Source organism: Streptomyces sp. NPDC014623 (assembly GCF_043088245.1).
Taxonomy (GTDB): Bacteria; Actinomycetota; Actinomycetes; order Streptomycetales; family Streptomycetaceae; genus Streptomyces.
This window is the reverse complement of sequence record NZ_JBIBZU010000012.1, coordinates 50,722-64,992: the sequence shown is the minus strand read 5'-3', so window position 1 is coordinate 64,992 and position 14,271 is coordinate 50,722. Positions and strand designations below refer to the sequence as shown.

Genomic DNA, 14,271 nt, shown 5'->3' with positions numbered 1-14,271 from the left:
TTCTCCGTAGGCAGAGGGGCCGGGGACGGTCAGAGACGCTCGACGACGGTGGCGATGCCCATGCCGCCGCCGACGCAGAGGGTGGCGAGGCCGTAGCGCTTGTCCTGCCGCTCCAGTTCGTCGATGAGCGTGCCGAGGATCATCGCGCCGGTCGCACCGAGCGGGTGGCCGAGTGCGATGGCACCGCCGTTGACGTTGACCTTGTCGAGGCTCAGGCCCATGTCCCGGGCGAAGCGCAGGACGACTCCGGCGAAGGCCTCGTTGATCTCCACGAGGTCGATGTCGTCGATGGTGAGTCCTGCCTTGGCCAGCGCCTTGCGGGTGGCGGGGGCGGGCCCGGTGAGCATGATGGTCGGCTCGGAACCGGATACCGCGGCGGAGACGATCCGGGCGCGCGGGGTGAGACCGTAGCGCTCGCCGGTCTCCTTCGAGCCGATCGCGACGAGGGCGGCGCCGTCGACGATCCCGGAGGAGTTGCCCGCGTGGTGGACGTGGTCGATCTTCTCGACCCAGTGGTACTTCTGGAGGGCCACGGCGTCGAAGCCGCCCATCTCGCCGATCGCGGCGAACGAGGGCTTGAGGGAGGCGAGCGAGTCGGCGGTGGTGCCGGGGCGCATGTGCTCGTCGTGGTCGAGGACGAGCAGACCGTTGCGGTCCCTGACGGGGACGACGGAGCGGGCGAAGCGCTCCTCCTTCCAGGCGATCGCGGCGCGCTCCTGGGACAGGGCGGCGTACTCGTCGACGTCCCGGCGTGAGAAGCCCTCGATGGTGGCGATGAGGTCGGCCCCGATGCCCTGCGGGGCGAAACCGGTCTCGAAGCTGGTCATCGGGTCCATGGCCCAGGCGCCGCCGTCGGAGCCCATGGGGACCCTCGACATCGACTCGACGCCACCGGCCAGGACGAGGTCCTCCCAGCCCGAACGCACCTTGGCCGCAGCCAGGTTGACGGCCTCCAGGCCGGAGGCACAGAAGCGGTTCTCCTGTACGCCGGCGACGGAGTCCGGGAGGCCTGCGGCGATCGCGGCGATCCGGGCGATGTCGGAGCCCTGGTCACCGAGCGGGCTGACGACGCCGAGGACGATGTCGTCGACGGCCGCGGGGTCGAGGCCGGGGAACCGGTCACGGATCTCGTGGATGAGGCCGACGACGAGGTCGATCGGCTTGGTGCCGTGCAGGGCGCCGTTGGCCTTGCCGCGGCCGCGCGGGGTGCGGATCGCGTCGTAGACGAATGCTTCGGTACTCAAGGCAGCTGCCTTTCGGGGTCGGGGCTGGGCGGGGATGTCAGGAGAGCAGCGAGCGGCCGATGATCTCCTTCATGATCTCGGTCGTGCCGCCGTAGATGGTCTGGATGCGGCCGTCGGTGAATGCCTTGGCGACCCGGTACTCCGCCATGTAGCCGTAGCCACCGTGGAGCTGGAGGCATCGGTCGGCGACGCGCTTCTGCAGCTCGGTGGCCCACCACTTGGCCATCGAGGCGTGGACGGCGTCGAGCGTCCCCTCGGAGTGGTCGACGATGCACCGGTCGAGGAAGGCGCGGGTGACGGCGCACTCCGTGGCCATCTCGGCGATCTCGAACCGGATGTGCTGGAGCTTGGAGAGCGGGCGCCCGAAGGCTTCGCGCTCCTTGACGTAACGGGTGGTGATCTCCAGGAGGTGTTCGGCGGCGGCGATCCCGGCGACCGCTATGCCCATGCGCTCCTGGGCCAGGTTGGTCATCAGGTGGATGAACGCACCGTCGAGCTCACCGAGGAGGTTCTCCTTGGGGACGCGTACGTCGTCGAAGAACAGTTCGGCGGTGTCCTGGGACTTCTGACCGATCTTGTCGAGGTTACGGCCCCGCTCGAAACCCTCGGCGCCGCGCTCGACGACGAGCAGCGAGAGGCCCTTCGCGCCGCCCTCGGGCGAGGTCCTGGCCACGACGATCACCAGGTCGGCGAGGATGCCGTTGGAGATGAAGGTCTTGGAGCCGTTGAGGAGCCAGTGGTCGCCCCTGTCCTCGGCGCTCGTGCGGATGCCCTGGAGGTCGGAGCCCGCGCCGGGTTCCGTCATGGCGATGGCGGTGATGGTCTCGCCGCTGCAGAAGCCGGGCAGCCAGCGCCGCTTCTGCTCCTCGGTGGCGAGACCGGTGAGATAGGGGCCGATGATGTCGTTGTGCAGGCCGAGCGCCAGCCCGGGCGCCCCGGCCCGGGTGAACTCCTCGGCCAGTACGGCGCTGTAGCGGAAGTCCGGGTTGCCGCCGCCCCCGTACTCCTCGGGGACGGCGAGGCCGAGCAGCCCCTGACGGCCGGCCGCGAGCCACGCCCCGCGGGAGACGATGCCGTCCTTCTCCCACTGCTCGTAGTGCGGGAGGACCTCCTTGGCGAGGAAGGTGCGGACGGTCTCGCGGAACGCGTCGTGCTCTTCGGTGAAGATCTGCCGCTGCACTTCAAGCCCCCTGGAGCCAGTTCTTGACGGTGGAGATCAGGCGGGCCGGCTCGGGGCCGACGGGCGTGACGTTGAGCATGGTGACCCCGGCCTCGCGGAAGGCCTCGATGCGGTCGCGTACGTAGCCTTCGGGGCCGCAGAGGGTCATGAGCTCGCAGAACTCGTCCGGGACGGCGGCCTCGGCCTCCTCCTTCTTCCCGGAGAGGTAGAGCTCCTGGATGGTGGCGGCCTCCTTCTCGTAGCCGTAGGCGACGGCGAGGTCGTTGTAGAAGTTCTTGCCGGGCGCGCCCATGCCCCCGACGTACAGCGCGATCTGCGGGCGTGCGAGGTCCCGGGCGGCGGCCGCGTCGTCGCCGATGGCCAGCAGGCCGCCCGCGACGGTCTGCAGGGGGCCGAGCGCAGGGTCGCGTTTCGCGGTGCCCTCGGCCAGTGCCGTGCCCCAGACCTGCTGGGCCTTCTCCGGGATGTAGAGGGCGGGCAGCCAGCCGTCGGCGATCTCGGCGGTCAGGCGGACGTCGGCGGGGCCGAGCGAGGCGACGTAGAGGGGGACGGTCTCGCGCACCGGCCTGGTGAGGATCTTCAGCGGCTTGCCGAGCTCGCCGCCCTTCTCCTTCGGCAGGGGCATGTCGGTGATGCCGTGGTGGTCGATGACCTCGCGGCGCCAGATCCGGCGGCAGAGTTCGACGGTCTCGCGGGTCCGGCCGAGCGGTCTGTCGTAGGGCTTGCCGTGCCAGCCCTCCACGACCTGCGGGCCCGGGGCGCCGAGTCCGAGGAGGGCACGGCCGCCCGACACGGCGTCGAGTCCGGCGCCGGTCTGGGCGATGAGGGAGGGGGTACGGGAGTAGACGTTGAGGATCGCCGCACCTGTCTTCAGGCGCTCGGTGCGGGCGGCGAGGTAGCCCATGAGGGTGGGCGAGTCGAAGCCGTACGCCTCGGCGACCCAGACGGCGTCGAGTCCGGCGGCCTCCAGTGCCGCGGCCTCGTCGCAGGCGGCACGGGGGTCGCCCGCGTAGTCCAGCGGCAGGGAGAGTTCCATCAGCCGGTCGTTTCCTTCCCGGTGGTCAGCAGGCCCGGCAGCTCCCAGTCCGCGGCGACCGCCTCGGTGTCGGCCCCGGGCAGCGCGGGCCCGCTGCGTACGGAGACGGGCGTCGCCGAGAAGCGGGGTGCGGGTGCGGGCTGGGTGAGGCCGCTGTGCTCCACGAAGGTGGAGCGGGCGGCGAGGTGGGGGTGGCGGGGCGCCTCACGGAGCGAGAGGACGGGGGCCACGCAGGCGTCCGTCCCCTCGAAGATCTCGGTCCACTCGGCGCGCGTGCGGGTGCTGAAGCGGTCGGCGACCAGGGTGCGCAGTTCCTCCCAGCGTCCGAAGTCATTGCGGTCGGGGGCCTCGTCCCCGAGTCCGAGGAGCTCGGCGAACTCCCCGTAGAAGCGGGGCTCCAGGGCCCCGACCGCCATGTACCGGCCGTCGGAGGTCTCGTAGGAGCCGTAGAAGGGGCAGCCGCCGTCGAGGAGGTTGGAGCCACGCCGGTCCTGCCAGCTGCCGGCCGCCAGCATCCCGTGGATCATCGTGGCGAGATGGGCCGCGCCGTCGACAATGGCGGCGTCGACGACCTGCCCGGTCCCCCCGGGCGTACGGGCGTGCTGGAGGGCGGCGAGCACGCCGACGACGAGGTAGAGCGAGCCGCCCGCGTAGTCTCCGACCAGATTGGCGGGCACCGCGGGCGGTTCGCCGGGTCTCCCGATCATGGACAGGGCGCCGCTGAGGGCGATGTAGCCGATGTCGTGTCCCGCCCGCTCGGCCAGCGGTCCGTCCTGGCCCCAGCCGGTCATCCGCCCGTAGACGAGCCGGGGATTGCGTTCCAGGCAGGCGTCGGGGCCCACACCGAGACGCTCGGCGACGCCCGGCCGGTAGCCCTCGATCAGGACGTCGGCGCGCTCGACGAGATCGAGGACCTGCCCGGCTCCGTCCTCACCCTTCAGATCGACGAGGACCGATCGCTTGTTGCGGTTGGTGAGGTCGAAGGCGGGCTCGATGCCGATCACCGAGCCGCCGGGCCGGTCCACGCGCACCACATCGGCGCCGAGGTCGGCGAGGAGCATCGCGGCGAACGGCCCCGGGCCGATGCCCGCCAGTTCGACGACGCGCACCCCGGTCAGCGGGCCCTGAGGCCCGCGCCCTGTCGTTGCCATCAAGCCCCCAGCGGTGTGACACAACTGATGTAACATCGATGATGCTAAGAATGGACCACGCTCCGCACAACCCTTTTGGGCGAGCAAGCGCTTAGCACTTTCCCCGGAGCCTCTCGCACCGGAGCCCGCCCGGCCGTGCGGCACCACGAACACCTCCGCTAACCTCTGCCTGCTACATCGGCGCCGGCCCCTGCGGAGGCACGCATGAACAGGCAGAGTGGGGCAGAACGCCCTTATGACGTCGTCCTTTTCGGAGCCACCGGCTTCGTGGGGGCCCTCACGGCCGCATACCTCGCCGCACACGCCCCCGAAGGCTGCCGTTGGGCCCTGGCAGGCCGCGACCGCGACAAGCTGGAGCAGCTGCGCGGGCGTCTGGCCGCGCGCCACCCGCACTGCGCGGACCTGCCCCTGGTGACGGCCGATTCGGACGATGCCGGCAGCCTGCGCGAACTCGCCGAGTCCTCGCACGTGGTGGCGTCGACGGTCGGACCGTACGTCTGGTACGGCGGGAAGCTGGTCGCCGCCTGCGCGGAGGCCGGGACCGACTACACCGACCTCACCGGGGAGGCGGAGTTCGTCGACCGGATGTACCTGGACCATGACGGCCGGGCGCGTGAGACCGGGTCCCGCCTCGTGCACGCCTGCGGTTTCGACTCCGTACCGCACGACCTCGGTGCCTTCTTCACCGTCCAGCAGCTGCCCGAGGGCGTCCCGCTGACGGTCGACGGCTACGTCCGCACCGACGCGGTCTTCTCCGGCGGCACCTTCGCCTCGGCGCTCACCGCGATGGGCCGCGGCCGTCAGACGGCGCGGGCCGCGCGGGAACGGCGCCTGCACGAGCCGCGCCAGGTCGGCCGCCGGGCCCGCGCCCCGCAGGGCACACCGCACTTCAGCCCGCAGACCGGCACCTGGGCCCTGCCGCTGCCGACCCTGGACCCCCGGGTCGTGGAGCGGTCCGCCCGGGGGCTGGAACGCTACGGCCCCGACTTCCGCTACCGGCACTTCGCCTCGGTGAAGCACCTGCCGGTGGCGCTCGGCGGAACGGCGGCGGCGGTCCTGCTCGCGGGAGCCGCCCAGGTCCCCGCCGCGCGGCGCTGGCTGTCGGCCCGGGTCGAACCGGGCACGGGCCCCGGCGAACAGCGCAGGAAGCGCAGCTGGTTCACGGTCCGCTTCATCGGGGAGGGCGGCGGCCGGGAGGTCTGGACGGAGGTGTCGGGCGGCGACCCGGGTTACGACGAGACGGCGAAGATGCTGGCCGAAGCGACTCTCGCGCTCGCCTTCGACGACCTGCCGGCGACGTCGGGTCAGGTCACCACGGCCATGGCGATGGGCGATGCGCTGCTGGAGCGGCTGCAGACGGCCGGGCTCCGCTTCCGGGTCGCGGCGGTGCGCTGAGCCCGGAAGGCGCGCGCACCCGGTCGGTCAGAGCATCCAGGACGCCAGTGTGACGACCATGGACACGGTCCAGCCCGCGCCCGCGAGGACGCCCAGGGTCATGCCCACGGCCACGCCGCGCTGGGAGAGACGTACGGTTCCGGTGCTCATCTGAGGTGCGTGGTGGTCGATCATGCATACCAGCCTGCCCCTGATGTTCGACAAACAACATCCGTATATGTACTCAGTCGGCAACAGGTTCCCGGGCGGGCGTTCTCGCTCAGCCGATCACTTCCTTGAGTGCGGACCGGCAGAGGGCGTCCGCCCTGCGCGTGGTCTCCGGCTGACGGAAGTCGCGGGCCAGCGCGAGCGTGTGGGCACACGCGTCGTCCAGACCGGTGCGGTGCCCGACGGAGACGAAGACGGGCTTGGTGTCGTCCTGCGTGCGCAGGGCCCGGCCCACTTCCTCGTCGCCGTCCATCAGCGGGGTGAAGTCACCACGCCGGGGTCCCGGCTGCTCGTAGCGGAAGGTGAAGGGGTTCTTCGCGACGCCGATGACCGGCAGGCCGGTGAGCACGCCGAGGTGGCTGGCGAGCCCGAACCTGCGCGGGTGCGCCCGCCCGTAGCCGTCGCAGACGACGAGCCCCGGGTCCACCGGCAGGCCCTCCAGCGCGGCCAGGACGGCCGGGAGCTCGCGGAAGGCGAGCAGCCCGGGGACGTACGGAAACGTCACACGGCCGTCGGCGGTGGACTCGGCGACCACCTCGAGGGTCACCGGGTCCAGGACGACGGCCGCCGCGACGACGAGGTCCCTCTCGTCGTCGTAGGCGACGTCGACTCCGGTGACCCGGCCGGTCCCGGGCGGCGGCCCGGGCTCGTCCAGCACCACCCGTGCGCGCAACGCGTCCTGGACGGCACGGGCTTCGGCTTCGTCGGCGGGCATCCGGAAAGTCGTCACGACGGGCCAGTCTAGGCAGCCCGGTAGCCTGGCGGTCATGTTCGTACTCGAGTTGACCTACACCGCACCGGTCGAGCGCGTCGACGCCCTCATGACGGAGCACATCACCTGGCTGGACGCGCAGTACGCGGCCGGGGTGTTCATCGCTTCCGGGCGCAAGAACCCCCGCGACGGCGGTGTGATCCTGGCCGTGGGCGACGACCGTGCCGAGATCGAGAGGATCGCGGCCTCCGACCCCTTCGCGGCGCACGGGGTGTGCGCCTACCGGATCACGGAGTTCCTCGCGACGAAGACCTCGGACGCGCTCGCACCGTACCGGCAGCAGCTGCCCGGCTGACGCACGTCCCGTGTCCGGGAACCGCGCCGCGCCGGGCGAGCGGCCTGCGGCCGGGCGTCCCGCGGGCCGCGCTTCAGTGTCCGGCGGTGCGTTCGGCGAGGTCCTCGTCCGTGATGGGGCGGACCACCCGGCAAGGTGTTCCGAACGCGACGGTCATCGGGGGAATGCTGCGGCTGACCACACTGCCGGCGCCGATGACCGACCCGTATCCGATGCGGACGCCGGGCAGGACCACCGCGTTGCTGCCGATCCACACCTTGTCCTCGATCACGACCGGCTCGGAGAACCTCCCGAAGTCAGCGCGCCGCGAGGGGTGCACCGGGTGCCCCGTCGTGGTCAGCGTGACGCTGGGAGCGATCATGACGTCGTCGCCTATGCGGATGTCCACGTCGTCGACGAACGTCAGGTTGACGTTGCCGAAGAAGTCGTCGCCGATGTGGACGTTGCTGCCGAACGCCGCGTGGAACGGCGGCAGCAGCACCGTACGTCCACCGACCGAGCCGAAGATCCCGGTGAGGAGCGAGCGGCGTCTCTCCGTCTCGCCCGGGGGCGTCCGGTTGTAGTCGAAGATCTGCTCCGTACGGCGCCGGGGGGCCGGAAAGGCCGCTTCCGACTCGGTGTAGGCGAGTCCCCCGGCGATCCGGGCCAGAACTTCCTCGTGGTGAGCATCGGTCACAGCGGAACGATCCCTTCATCCGGCTTCTCCGGCGGCCGGCAGCACCTGTACGGCGCATGTGCGCCGTCACCGCAGCCGCGCGGCCCGGCAGCCGCCGTCCGGGACACGGTCGACCGTGTCGTAGGAGCCGGTGTCCACGGTCCGCCAGGTACGCCCGCCGTCGTGGGTGGCATCGGTTCCGGCCGGCCCCACGCCGAGCGCCGGCCACCGGCTGTGCGGCGGCCAGGCGACGCCGGGCCGGCAGGAGGGCGGCGGCGGGGCGGCCGCCGTTCCCGGTGACGGACACGGCGTCCGGCGACGCCTGGTCCGCCCGGTGGTGGCCGCCGACCGCGATGCCGTGGCGGTGGAGGCTAACCCACCGGTGGCCGGGCGTCCAGGGTGCCTCACGTGAAACGGGGCAGTCGATCAGCAGGAGGCAGGGCGGTGACGCAGCTCACGCCGCCCGCCGGTGCACGGATGAAGGCGTTCCGTCGTCTACTCCAGTGCCGGGAACCGTTCGTCCGAGGCGAGAGGGAGCAGGTCTTGTCCAGCGTTATCGAGCAGTCCGTGCAGGCGCGTATGGTCGCGTCAGCGCCGCGTATGGAGACCCTGCCCGCCACTCTGCACTACGACCGCAAGGACCCTTTCGCCGTCCGCATGGCGTTCCCGGCTCCGGCGACCCTCGAAGGCACCGAGGTCTCCTGGGAGTTCTCCCGTGAGCTGCTCGCCTCGGGCATGGACGCACCGGCGGGTGCCGGTGACGTCCGGGTCCGGCCGTTCGGGTACGACCGTACGGTGCTGGAGTTCCACGCCGTGGAGGGTGTCGCGATGGTGCACGTCCGGACGTCCGAGCTGCGCCGCTTCCTCGAACGGGCGCAGGAACTGGTCCCGGTGGGGGACGAGTACCGCTTCATGGATCTGGACGGCGATCTGAGCGATCTGCTGGGCGGGGCCTCCTGAGCGTGTCCGCCCCGGGCAGCAGGACGGCCGTAATTCGATTGCGCGGCGGCGGGCCCCGTTCGTAACGTCGCCCGTGTCCTTGTTGTCGTCGGATCGGAGAAGGACGTTGCTCCACGTCTGAGGTGTCCGCACACCGTGCCGCGTGACTGGCACGCGTGCCCCTGTGCCACCTCGGTGTCCGAGCCGTTCTCCGTGATTCCCGACGCGACCGGGAGGCCCTTGTGCCCGCATCCACCCCCCATGTCCTCTGCTCCTCCCTCTCGTTCGCCTGGCCCGACGGCAGCGAGGTCCTCGACGGTTTCCAGCTGGCCGTGGGCCCGGGCCGGACCGGGCTCGTCGGGCTCAACGGCTGCGGTAAATCGACCCTGTTGCGGTTGATCGCCGGGGAACTCACCCCGACCGCCGGACACGTCACGACGTCCGGAGACATCGGGCACCTCCCGCAGGACCTGGTCCTGGACACCGCTCTGCGGGTGGACGAGGCGCTGGGTGTCGCCAGGACGCGCGTGGCGCTCCACGCCATCGAGGCGGGCGATCCCGCCGAAGAGCACTTCGCCGTGGTCGGGGACGACTGGGACGTCGAGGAACGCGTCCACGCCGTGCTCGGCCGGCTGGGCCTGGCCGGTGTCGGGCTCGACCGGACCATCGGCGAGATGTCCGGCGGCGAGTGCGTGCTGCTGCGCCTGGCCGCCCTGCTGCTGGCACGGCCTTCCGTCCTGCTGCTGGACGAGCCGACCGACAACCTCGATCTGCACGCCCGCAGGCGGCTGTACGACGCCGTCGAGGCCTGGACGGGAGTGCTGGTCGTGGTCAGTCACGACCGGGAGCTGCTGGAACGCGTGGACCGGATCGCCGATCTCCGCGACGGCGCGGTCACCTGGTACGGCGGCAGCCTGTCCGCGTACGAGGAGGCGCTGGCCGTGGAGCAGGAGGCGGCCGAACGGGCGGTGCGTGCGGCGGAGGCCGACGTGCGGCGGCAGAAGCGTGAACTGGCCGACGCGCACATCAAGCTGTCCCGGCGCAAGCGGTACGGGCAGAAGATGTGGGACACCAAGCGTGAGCCGAAGGCCGTGATGGGCCAGCGCAAGCAGACCGCTCAGGAGTCGGCCGGCAAGCACCGCGTCATGCACACCGAGCGGCTGGCGGACGCGGAGGACCGCCTGGACGAGGCGGTCCGGGCGGTACGGGACGACGAGGCGATCCGGATCGAACTGCCGGGCACCCGGGTGCATCCGGGCCGAGGTGTCCTGGTGCTCCGCGATCTCGAGCTCGCCCACGGGGCACGGGTACGGGGCGAGTGGGAGCTGCGCGGCCCGGAGCGGATCGCGCTGATCGGCCGTAACGGCGCGGGGAAGACGACGCTGCTGCGCACGGTCGCGGGCGAGCTGGATCCTGTCTCGGGCGAGGCGGCCGCCCGGGTGCCGGTGGGCTTCCTGCCACAGCGCCTCGATGTCCTCGACGACGCGCTGTCCCTGGTGGGCAACGTCGCACGTGTGGCGCCCGGCGCCACCGACAACGGCATCCGGGCGAGGCTGGCGCACTTCCTTTTCAAGGGCTCGCGTGCGGACCGCCCGGCCGCCGCCCTCTCGGGCGGTGAGCGTCTCCGGGCCACACTCGCGGCACTGCTGCTCACCGAGCCGGCCCCCCGGCTGCTGATGCTGGACGAGCCGACGAACAGCCTCGACCTGTCCGGCGTCCGCCGCCTGACGTCGGCACTGGAGTCGTACGAGGGGGCGCTGATCGTGGCGAGCCACGACACGCCGTTCCTGAAGTCGCTGGGGATCACCCGGTGGATGCTGCTGGACGGGGAAGGACTCCAGGAGATCGCTCCTGGGCAGCTGCCGGACGCGAGGGCGGGGGGCTGACTCACCCCTCCGGAAGGCGCCTGTGACCTGCGTGGATGACTGCGGGTGAGCACACGCCGCAGGGAGCGGACTTGGCTACGCCCTTACCGCCGCCTTAACCTACGGTCACGTAACCTACGAAGCCGTAGGTAATTCTCCCGTCCCCAGGAGCCCCCGTGACCCTCACCTCTCCCCATATCGGCAGTTCGAAGGCGTGGACAGACGCCCAGCTGCTGTACGCACTGGAAGAGGTGGTGGAGAAGGAACTCAACCGCCATCTCAAGGTCGCCAAGGACTGGATGCCCCACGAGTACGTACCGTTCTCCGACGGCCGTAACTTCCCCGGCCTCTTCGAGGACGGCGAGGCCTGGGAGACCGGCCAGTCCAAGGTCACCGACATCGGGCGCATCGCCCTCGTCGTGAACCTGCTGACCGAGGACAACCTCCCCAGCTACCACCACGAGATCGCCTCGCTCTTCGGCCGCGACGGCGCCTGGGGGACCTGGGTGCACCGCTGGACCGCGGAGGAGGGCCGGCACGGCATCGTGATGCGTGACTACCTGCTCACCTCGCGCGCCGTGGACCCGGACAAGCTGGAGCAGTTCCGCATGGCGCACATGGCGGAGGGCTTCGAGTCCGACAACCGCCACTCCATGCTGCACTCGGTCGCCTATGTCGCCTTCCAGGAGCTCGCGACCCGCGTCTCGCACCGCAACACCGGTCACCAGTCGGGTGACCCCGTCTGCGACCGGATGCTGGCCCGGATCGCGACCGACGAGAACCTGCACATGGTCTTCTACCGCAACCTGCTGGGCGCCGCCTTCGACCTCGCCCCGGACCTCACGATGCAGTCCGTGCGCGATGTCGTCGTCAACTTCCGGATGCCCGGACACGGCATGCCCGGCTTCGAGCGTGCCGCCGCGCAGATGGCGATCGGCGAGATCTACAACATGCGCATCCACCACGACGACGTGCTCCAGCCCGTCCTGCGGTACCTGAAGGTGCTCGACATCGACGGCCTCGGCCCGGAGGGCCTCAAGGCGCAGGAGGAGCTCGGGCTGTACATGAACGGCCTGGACAGCGAGGCGTCGAAGTTCGACGAGAAGCTGGCCGCCCGCAAGGCCCGCGTGGCCGCCCGGGCCGCCCAGGGCTGATCCGCTGGAAACGGCGGGCTCGGGATCCGCTCCCCGACCCGCCGGAACAGGGGCGGCGCACGCATGACGCGTGCGCCGCCCCTCCGTTTCGGGCTTACCGCACTGCTTCACGGAACGTACTCTGTGCCCGTGAAACCTGTGACGCGTCTTGTTCTTTTCGGTGCACCGATCGCCATCGTCGTTTCGATCCTCTTCAGCGGTGACGGCTCCGAGCCGCCCACGGTCGTCCCGGCAGCCGGGTCCGGGAAAACCGGCTCGACAGAGCCGGAGCCGGTCGGACAGGCCGACGAGCAGGCAGAGGAGACCGACGCGCTGCCGCCCGGCCTCGCCGCACCGGCGATGAAGGAGATCGCGTCCCGTCTGGTGGCCAGTGCGGAGGCGTCCACCCTGGACTGGCGCAGCCAGTACGGTGCGATCGAGGACGTCGGCGACGGCACCGGCTACACCGCGGGCATAGTCGGCTTCTGCTCCGGTACGAACGACATGCTGCAGCTGGTCGAGGCGTACACCGAGCAGCATCCGGGCAATCCGCTCGCCCCTTTCCTCCCCGCCCTGCGCGCGGTGGACGGCACCGACTCGCACGAGGGTCTGGATCCCGGCTTCACCGACGCCTGGCGCGAGGCCGCGGAAGACCCGGCCTTCCGGAAGGCCCAGGACGCGACGCGCGACAGGCTGTACTTCGAACCGGCGGTCCGGCTGGCGAAGACGGACGGCCTCGGCACTCTGGGGCAGTTCATCTACTACGACGCGATGGTCCTGCACGGGCCCGGTGTCGAGGCGAACGGCTTCTACGGCATCCGCGACGCCGCGATGGGGTCGGCGGACACGGCCGCGGAGGGCGGCGACGAGACGGCGTACCTGAATGCCTTCCTCGACGAGAGCCGGTCGGCGATCAAGGCCAGGAAGGTGCAGCGTGATACGACCCGGATCGACACGGCGCAGCGGGTGTTCCTGCGTGAAGGCAATCTCGCCATGCGGAAGCCCCTGGTGTGGCAGGTGTACGGCGAGACCTTCCGGATCACGTGACGGGAACGCCCGCCGCGCGCACCTGACGGGTTCACCCGCCGGGGACGGGGGTCGCCCGTCCCCGCTTCAGCACCGGCCTCTGCGCAGCCGGTCCCGCTCCTTCTCCGAGAGACCGCCCCAGACGCCGAAGCGCTCGTCATGGGTGAGTGCGTACTCCAGGCAGGCCACCCGGCCCTCGCAGGCGTTGCACAGCTGTTTGGCCTCGCGGGTGGAGCTGCCCGGCGCCGGGAAGAAGAATTCGGGCCCGGCCTGCGCACACAACGCTGTCTCCTGCCAGGCGAGCTCGTCGGTCATGGTGTTGATCGGCATGGTGCACACGGTGCCGGGTCGCGATAAACGAGTGATCAACGATCGGTCAACGCTCCGGCCGGCTGGGAGCCCCGCCCGCCGGCCGGCCCTTTCACGCAGATCAGCCCTGGGGCATCGGAACGGGCCGGATCACCGCGAAGGCCGCACCCGCCGGGTCGGTGAAGGTGGCGATCCGGCCGACCTCCGGCACATCCGTGGCGGCCATGGTCGTCCGGCCACCCAGCCGCTTCGCCGCGGACACCGCGGCATCGGTGTCGTCCACGGCGACATAAGGCAGCCAGTGCGGCCCGGCGGCGGCCCCGCCGGGCACCTGGTCGAGGGGCACGAGGCCCCCGAAGGAGGAGGTGTCGTCGTCGCTGTCCGCGGGGCGCACCAGCGTGTACGAACCACCGGGGAAATCCATCTCACCCGTCTGCCAGCCGAAGACCGTGTGGAAGAAGGCGGCTGCCGAGGGGACGTCCGGGGTGTACAGCTCGGACCAGATCAGCGAACCGGTTTCCAGGATCATGCCGAGGCCCGGGTTCGTCCCGGGCTGCCAGACGCCGAAGTACGCGCCGGTGTTGTCGGTGAAACCGCCCATGCGCCCGTAGTCCAGCACGTTCATCGGCGGGAAAGCGGCGGTGCCGCCCGCCTTCTCGACCGTCCGTGCGGTGGCGTCGGCGTCGGGGGTATGGAAGTAGACCGTCCAGGCGGGCTTCCCCTGGTCCTCCGGCACGGTCATCACGCCTGCGACGGTCCTGCCCCGCAGCCGGTACATGCCGTAGCCGCCGGTCTCGGGCCCGCCGGGCACCAGGTCCCAGCCGAAGAGACCGTGGTAGAAGGTGGTGGCCGCGTCGACGTCCGGGGTACCGAGGTCCATCCAGTTGGGGGCGCCGGTGACGAAAACTGGGTCGAGCATGGTGCGCTCCTTCAGCGAGGCCCGTTGTCCCGCCCGTCTCGCAGGACAGGGAGATGCCGCGTTCCTCCGAGTCTTGCACCAGGCACCGGCCCCCGCAGTTCGCGCCGTGCGGGGCGGCACGGCGTCATGCGACGACGAGGCCGCT

15 protein-coding genes and 1 pseudogene are annotated in these 14,271 nt (G+C 71.1%); 6 read left to right on the top strand and 10 right to left on the bottom strand.

Annotation, left to right across the window (positions count from 1 at the left end):
* Positions 1-29 precede the first annotated feature (29 nt).
* The 4 genes from ACF1FZ_RS20205 to ACF1FZ_RS20190 are packed head-to-tail and all read right to left on the bottom strand — an operon-like array spanning position 30 to position 4,611.
* Positions 30-1,244 (bottom strand): acetyl-CoA C-acetyltransferase, encoded by a 1,215-nt coding sequence (locus ACF1FZ_RS20205; RefSeq protein ID WP_391774757.1) that lies wholly within the window; start codon positions 1,242-1,244, stop codon positions 30-32.
* A 37-nt stretch (positions 1,245-1,281) separates the two neighbouring features.
* Positions 1,282-2,424, bottom strand: coding sequence for an acyl-CoA dehydrogenase family protein (locus ACF1FZ_RS20200; RefSeq protein ID WP_391774756.1), 1,143 nt, complete (start codon positions 2,422-2,424; stop codon positions 1,282-1,284).
* A gap of 1 nt (position 2,425) precedes the next feature.
* Positions 2,426-3,460 (bottom strand): LLM class F420-dependent oxidoreductase, encoded by a 1,035-nt coding sequence (locus tag ACF1FZ_RS20195; RefSeq protein WP_391774755.1) that lies wholly within the window; start codon positions 3,458-3,460, stop codon positions 2,426-2,428.
* Positions 3,460-4,611: a CaiB/BaiF CoA transferase family protein gene (locus ACF1FZ_RS20190; RefSeq protein ID WP_391774754.1), complete on the bottom strand. Its 1,152-nt coding sequence runs from the start codon at positions 4,609-4,611 to the stop codon at positions 3,460-3,462. Before ACF1FZ_RS20190 ends, ACF1FZ_RS20195 begins: the two co-directional genes overlap by 1 nt.
* Positions 4,612-4,815: 204 nt before the next feature.
* Here ACF1FZ_RS20190 and ACF1FZ_RS20185 point away from each other — a divergent pair, with 204 nt between their 5' ends.
* Positions 4,816-6,006: a saccharopine dehydrogenase family protein gene (locus ACF1FZ_RS20185; protein WP_391774753.1), complete on the top strand. Its 1,191-nt coding sequence runs from the start codon at positions 4,816-4,818 to the stop codon at positions 6,004-6,006.
* Between the two features lie 27 nt (positions 6,007-6,033).
* Here the strand turns inward: ACF1FZ_RS20185 and mmpA are convergent, their stop codons facing one another.
* Both mmpA and ACF1FZ_RS20175 read right to left on the bottom strand, forming a co-directional pair.
* Positions 6,034-6,180: a morphogenic membrane protein MmpA gene (mmpA, locus tag ACF1FZ_RS20180; RefSeq protein WP_014152821.1), complete on the bottom strand. Its 147-nt coding sequence runs from the start codon at positions 6,178-6,180 to the stop codon at positions 6,034-6,036.
* Positions 6,181-6,265: 85 nt separating this feature from the next.
* Positions 6,266-6,928: an endonuclease V gene (locus tag ACF1FZ_RS20175; protein WP_391774889.1), complete on the bottom strand. Its 663-nt coding sequence runs from the start codon at positions 6,926-6,928 to the stop codon at positions 6,266-6,268.
* A gap of 52 nt (positions 6,929-6,980) precedes the next feature.
* Here ACF1FZ_RS20175 and ACF1FZ_RS20170 point away from each other — a divergent pair, with 52 nt between their 5' ends.
* Positions 6,981-7,280: a YciI family protein gene (locus ACF1FZ_RS20170; RefSeq protein WP_391774752.1), complete on the top strand. Its 300-nt coding sequence runs from the start codon at positions 6,981-6,983 to the stop codon at positions 7,278-7,280.
* A 73-nt stretch (positions 7,281-7,353) separates the two neighbouring features.
* Here the strand turns inward: ACF1FZ_RS20170 and ACF1FZ_RS20165 are convergent, their stop codons facing one another.
* A complete protein-coding gene (locus ACF1FZ_RS20165) occupies positions 7,354-7,956 on the bottom strand; it encodes a sugar O-acetyltransferase (RefSeq protein ID WP_391774751.1) in 603 nt (200 codons plus the stop codon).
* A gap of 66 nt (positions 7,957-8,022) precedes the next feature.
* Positions 8,023-8,296, bottom strand: a pseudogene (locus tag ACF1FZ_RS20160) (oxidoreductase); the annotation flags it as partial.
* Positions 8,297-8,478: 182 nt separating this feature from the next.
* On the opposite strand from ACF1FZ_RS20160, the gene ACF1FZ_RS20155 reads away from it, so the two are divergent.
* The 4 genes from ACF1FZ_RS20155 to ACF1FZ_RS20140 all read left to right on the top strand — a co-directional run bounded on the left by ACF1FZ_RS20155 (position 8,479) and on the right by ACF1FZ_RS20140 (position 12,919).
* Positions 8,479-8,895 (top strand): SsgA family sporulation/cell division regulator, encoded by a 417-nt coding sequence (locus ACF1FZ_RS20155; protein WP_391774750.1) that lies wholly within the window; start codon positions 8,479-8,481, stop codon positions 8,893-8,895.
* A 221-nt stretch (positions 8,896-9,116) separates the two neighbouring features.
* Complete coding sequence (locus ACF1FZ_RS20150) at positions 9,117-10,760, top strand: ATP-binding cassette domain-containing protein (RefSeq protein ID WP_391774749.1); 1,644 nt, start codon at positions 9,117-9,119, stop codon at positions 10,758-10,760.
* Between the two features lie 155 nt (positions 10,761-10,915).
* Positions 10,916-11,893, top strand: coding sequence for an acyl-ACP desaturase (locus tag ACF1FZ_RS20145; RefSeq protein ID WP_391774748.1), 978 nt, complete (start codon positions 10,916-10,918; stop codon positions 11,891-11,893).
* A gap of 138 nt (positions 11,894-12,031) precedes the next feature.
* Positions 12,032-12,919 carry a chitosanase gene (locus tag ACF1FZ_RS20140; protein ID WP_391774888.1) on the top strand — a complete coding sequence of 296 codons (888 nt, stop codon included), beginning with the start codon at positions 12,032-12,034 and terminating at the stop codon, positions 12,917-12,919.
* Positions 12,920-12,985: 66 nt separating this feature from the next.
* Here the strand turns inward: ACF1FZ_RS20140 and ACF1FZ_RS20135 are convergent, their stop codons facing one another.
* Both ACF1FZ_RS20135 and ACF1FZ_RS20130 read right to left on the bottom strand, forming a co-directional pair.
* Positions 12,986-13,228, bottom strand: coding sequence for a WhiB family transcriptional regulator (locus tag ACF1FZ_RS20135; protein WP_391774747.1), 243 nt, complete (start codon positions 13,226-13,228; stop codon positions 12,986-12,988).
* Between the two features lie 100 nt (positions 13,229-13,328).
* On the bottom strand, positions 13,329-14,126 hold the full coding sequence (locus tag ACF1FZ_RS20130; protein WP_391774746.1) for a VOC family protein: 798 nt from the start codon (positions 14,124-14,126) through the stop codon (positions 13,329-13,331).
* Between the last annotated feature and the right edge of the window lie 145 nt (positions 14,127-14,271).

Coding starts and splice junctions, on each gene's coding strand:
- ACF1FZ_RS20175 (WP_391774889.1), bottom strand. CDS start 6,928: ATGCCCGCCGACGAAGCCGAAGCCCGTGCCGTCCAGGACGCGTTGCGC.
- ACF1FZ_RS20190 (WP_391774754.1), bottom strand. CDS start 4,611: ATGGCAACGACAGGGCGCGGGCCTCAGGGCCCGCTGACCGGGGTGCGC.
- ACF1FZ_RS20130 (WP_391774746.1), bottom strand. CDS start 14,126: ATGCTCGACCCAGTTTTCGTCACCGGCGCCCCCAACTGGATGGACCTC.
- mmpA (WP_014152821.1), bottom strand. CDS start 6,180: ATGATCGACCACCACGCACCTCAGATGAGCACCGGAACCGTACGTCTC.
- ACF1FZ_RS20135 (WP_391774747.1), bottom strand. CDS start 13,228: ATGCCGATCAACACCATGACCGACGAGCTCGCCTGGCAGGAGACAGCG.
- ACF1FZ_RS20170 (WP_391774752.1), top strand. CDS start 6,981: ATGTTCGTACTCGAGTTGACCTACACCGCACCGGTCGAGCGCGTCGAC.
- ACF1FZ_RS20195 (WP_391774755.1), bottom strand. CDS start 3,460: ATGGAACTCTCCCTGCCGCTGGACTACGCGGGCGACCCCCGTGCCGCC.
- ACF1FZ_RS20185 (WP_391774753.1), top strand. CDS start 4,816: ATGAACAGGCAGAGTGGGGCAGAACGCCCTTATGACGTCGTCCTTTTC.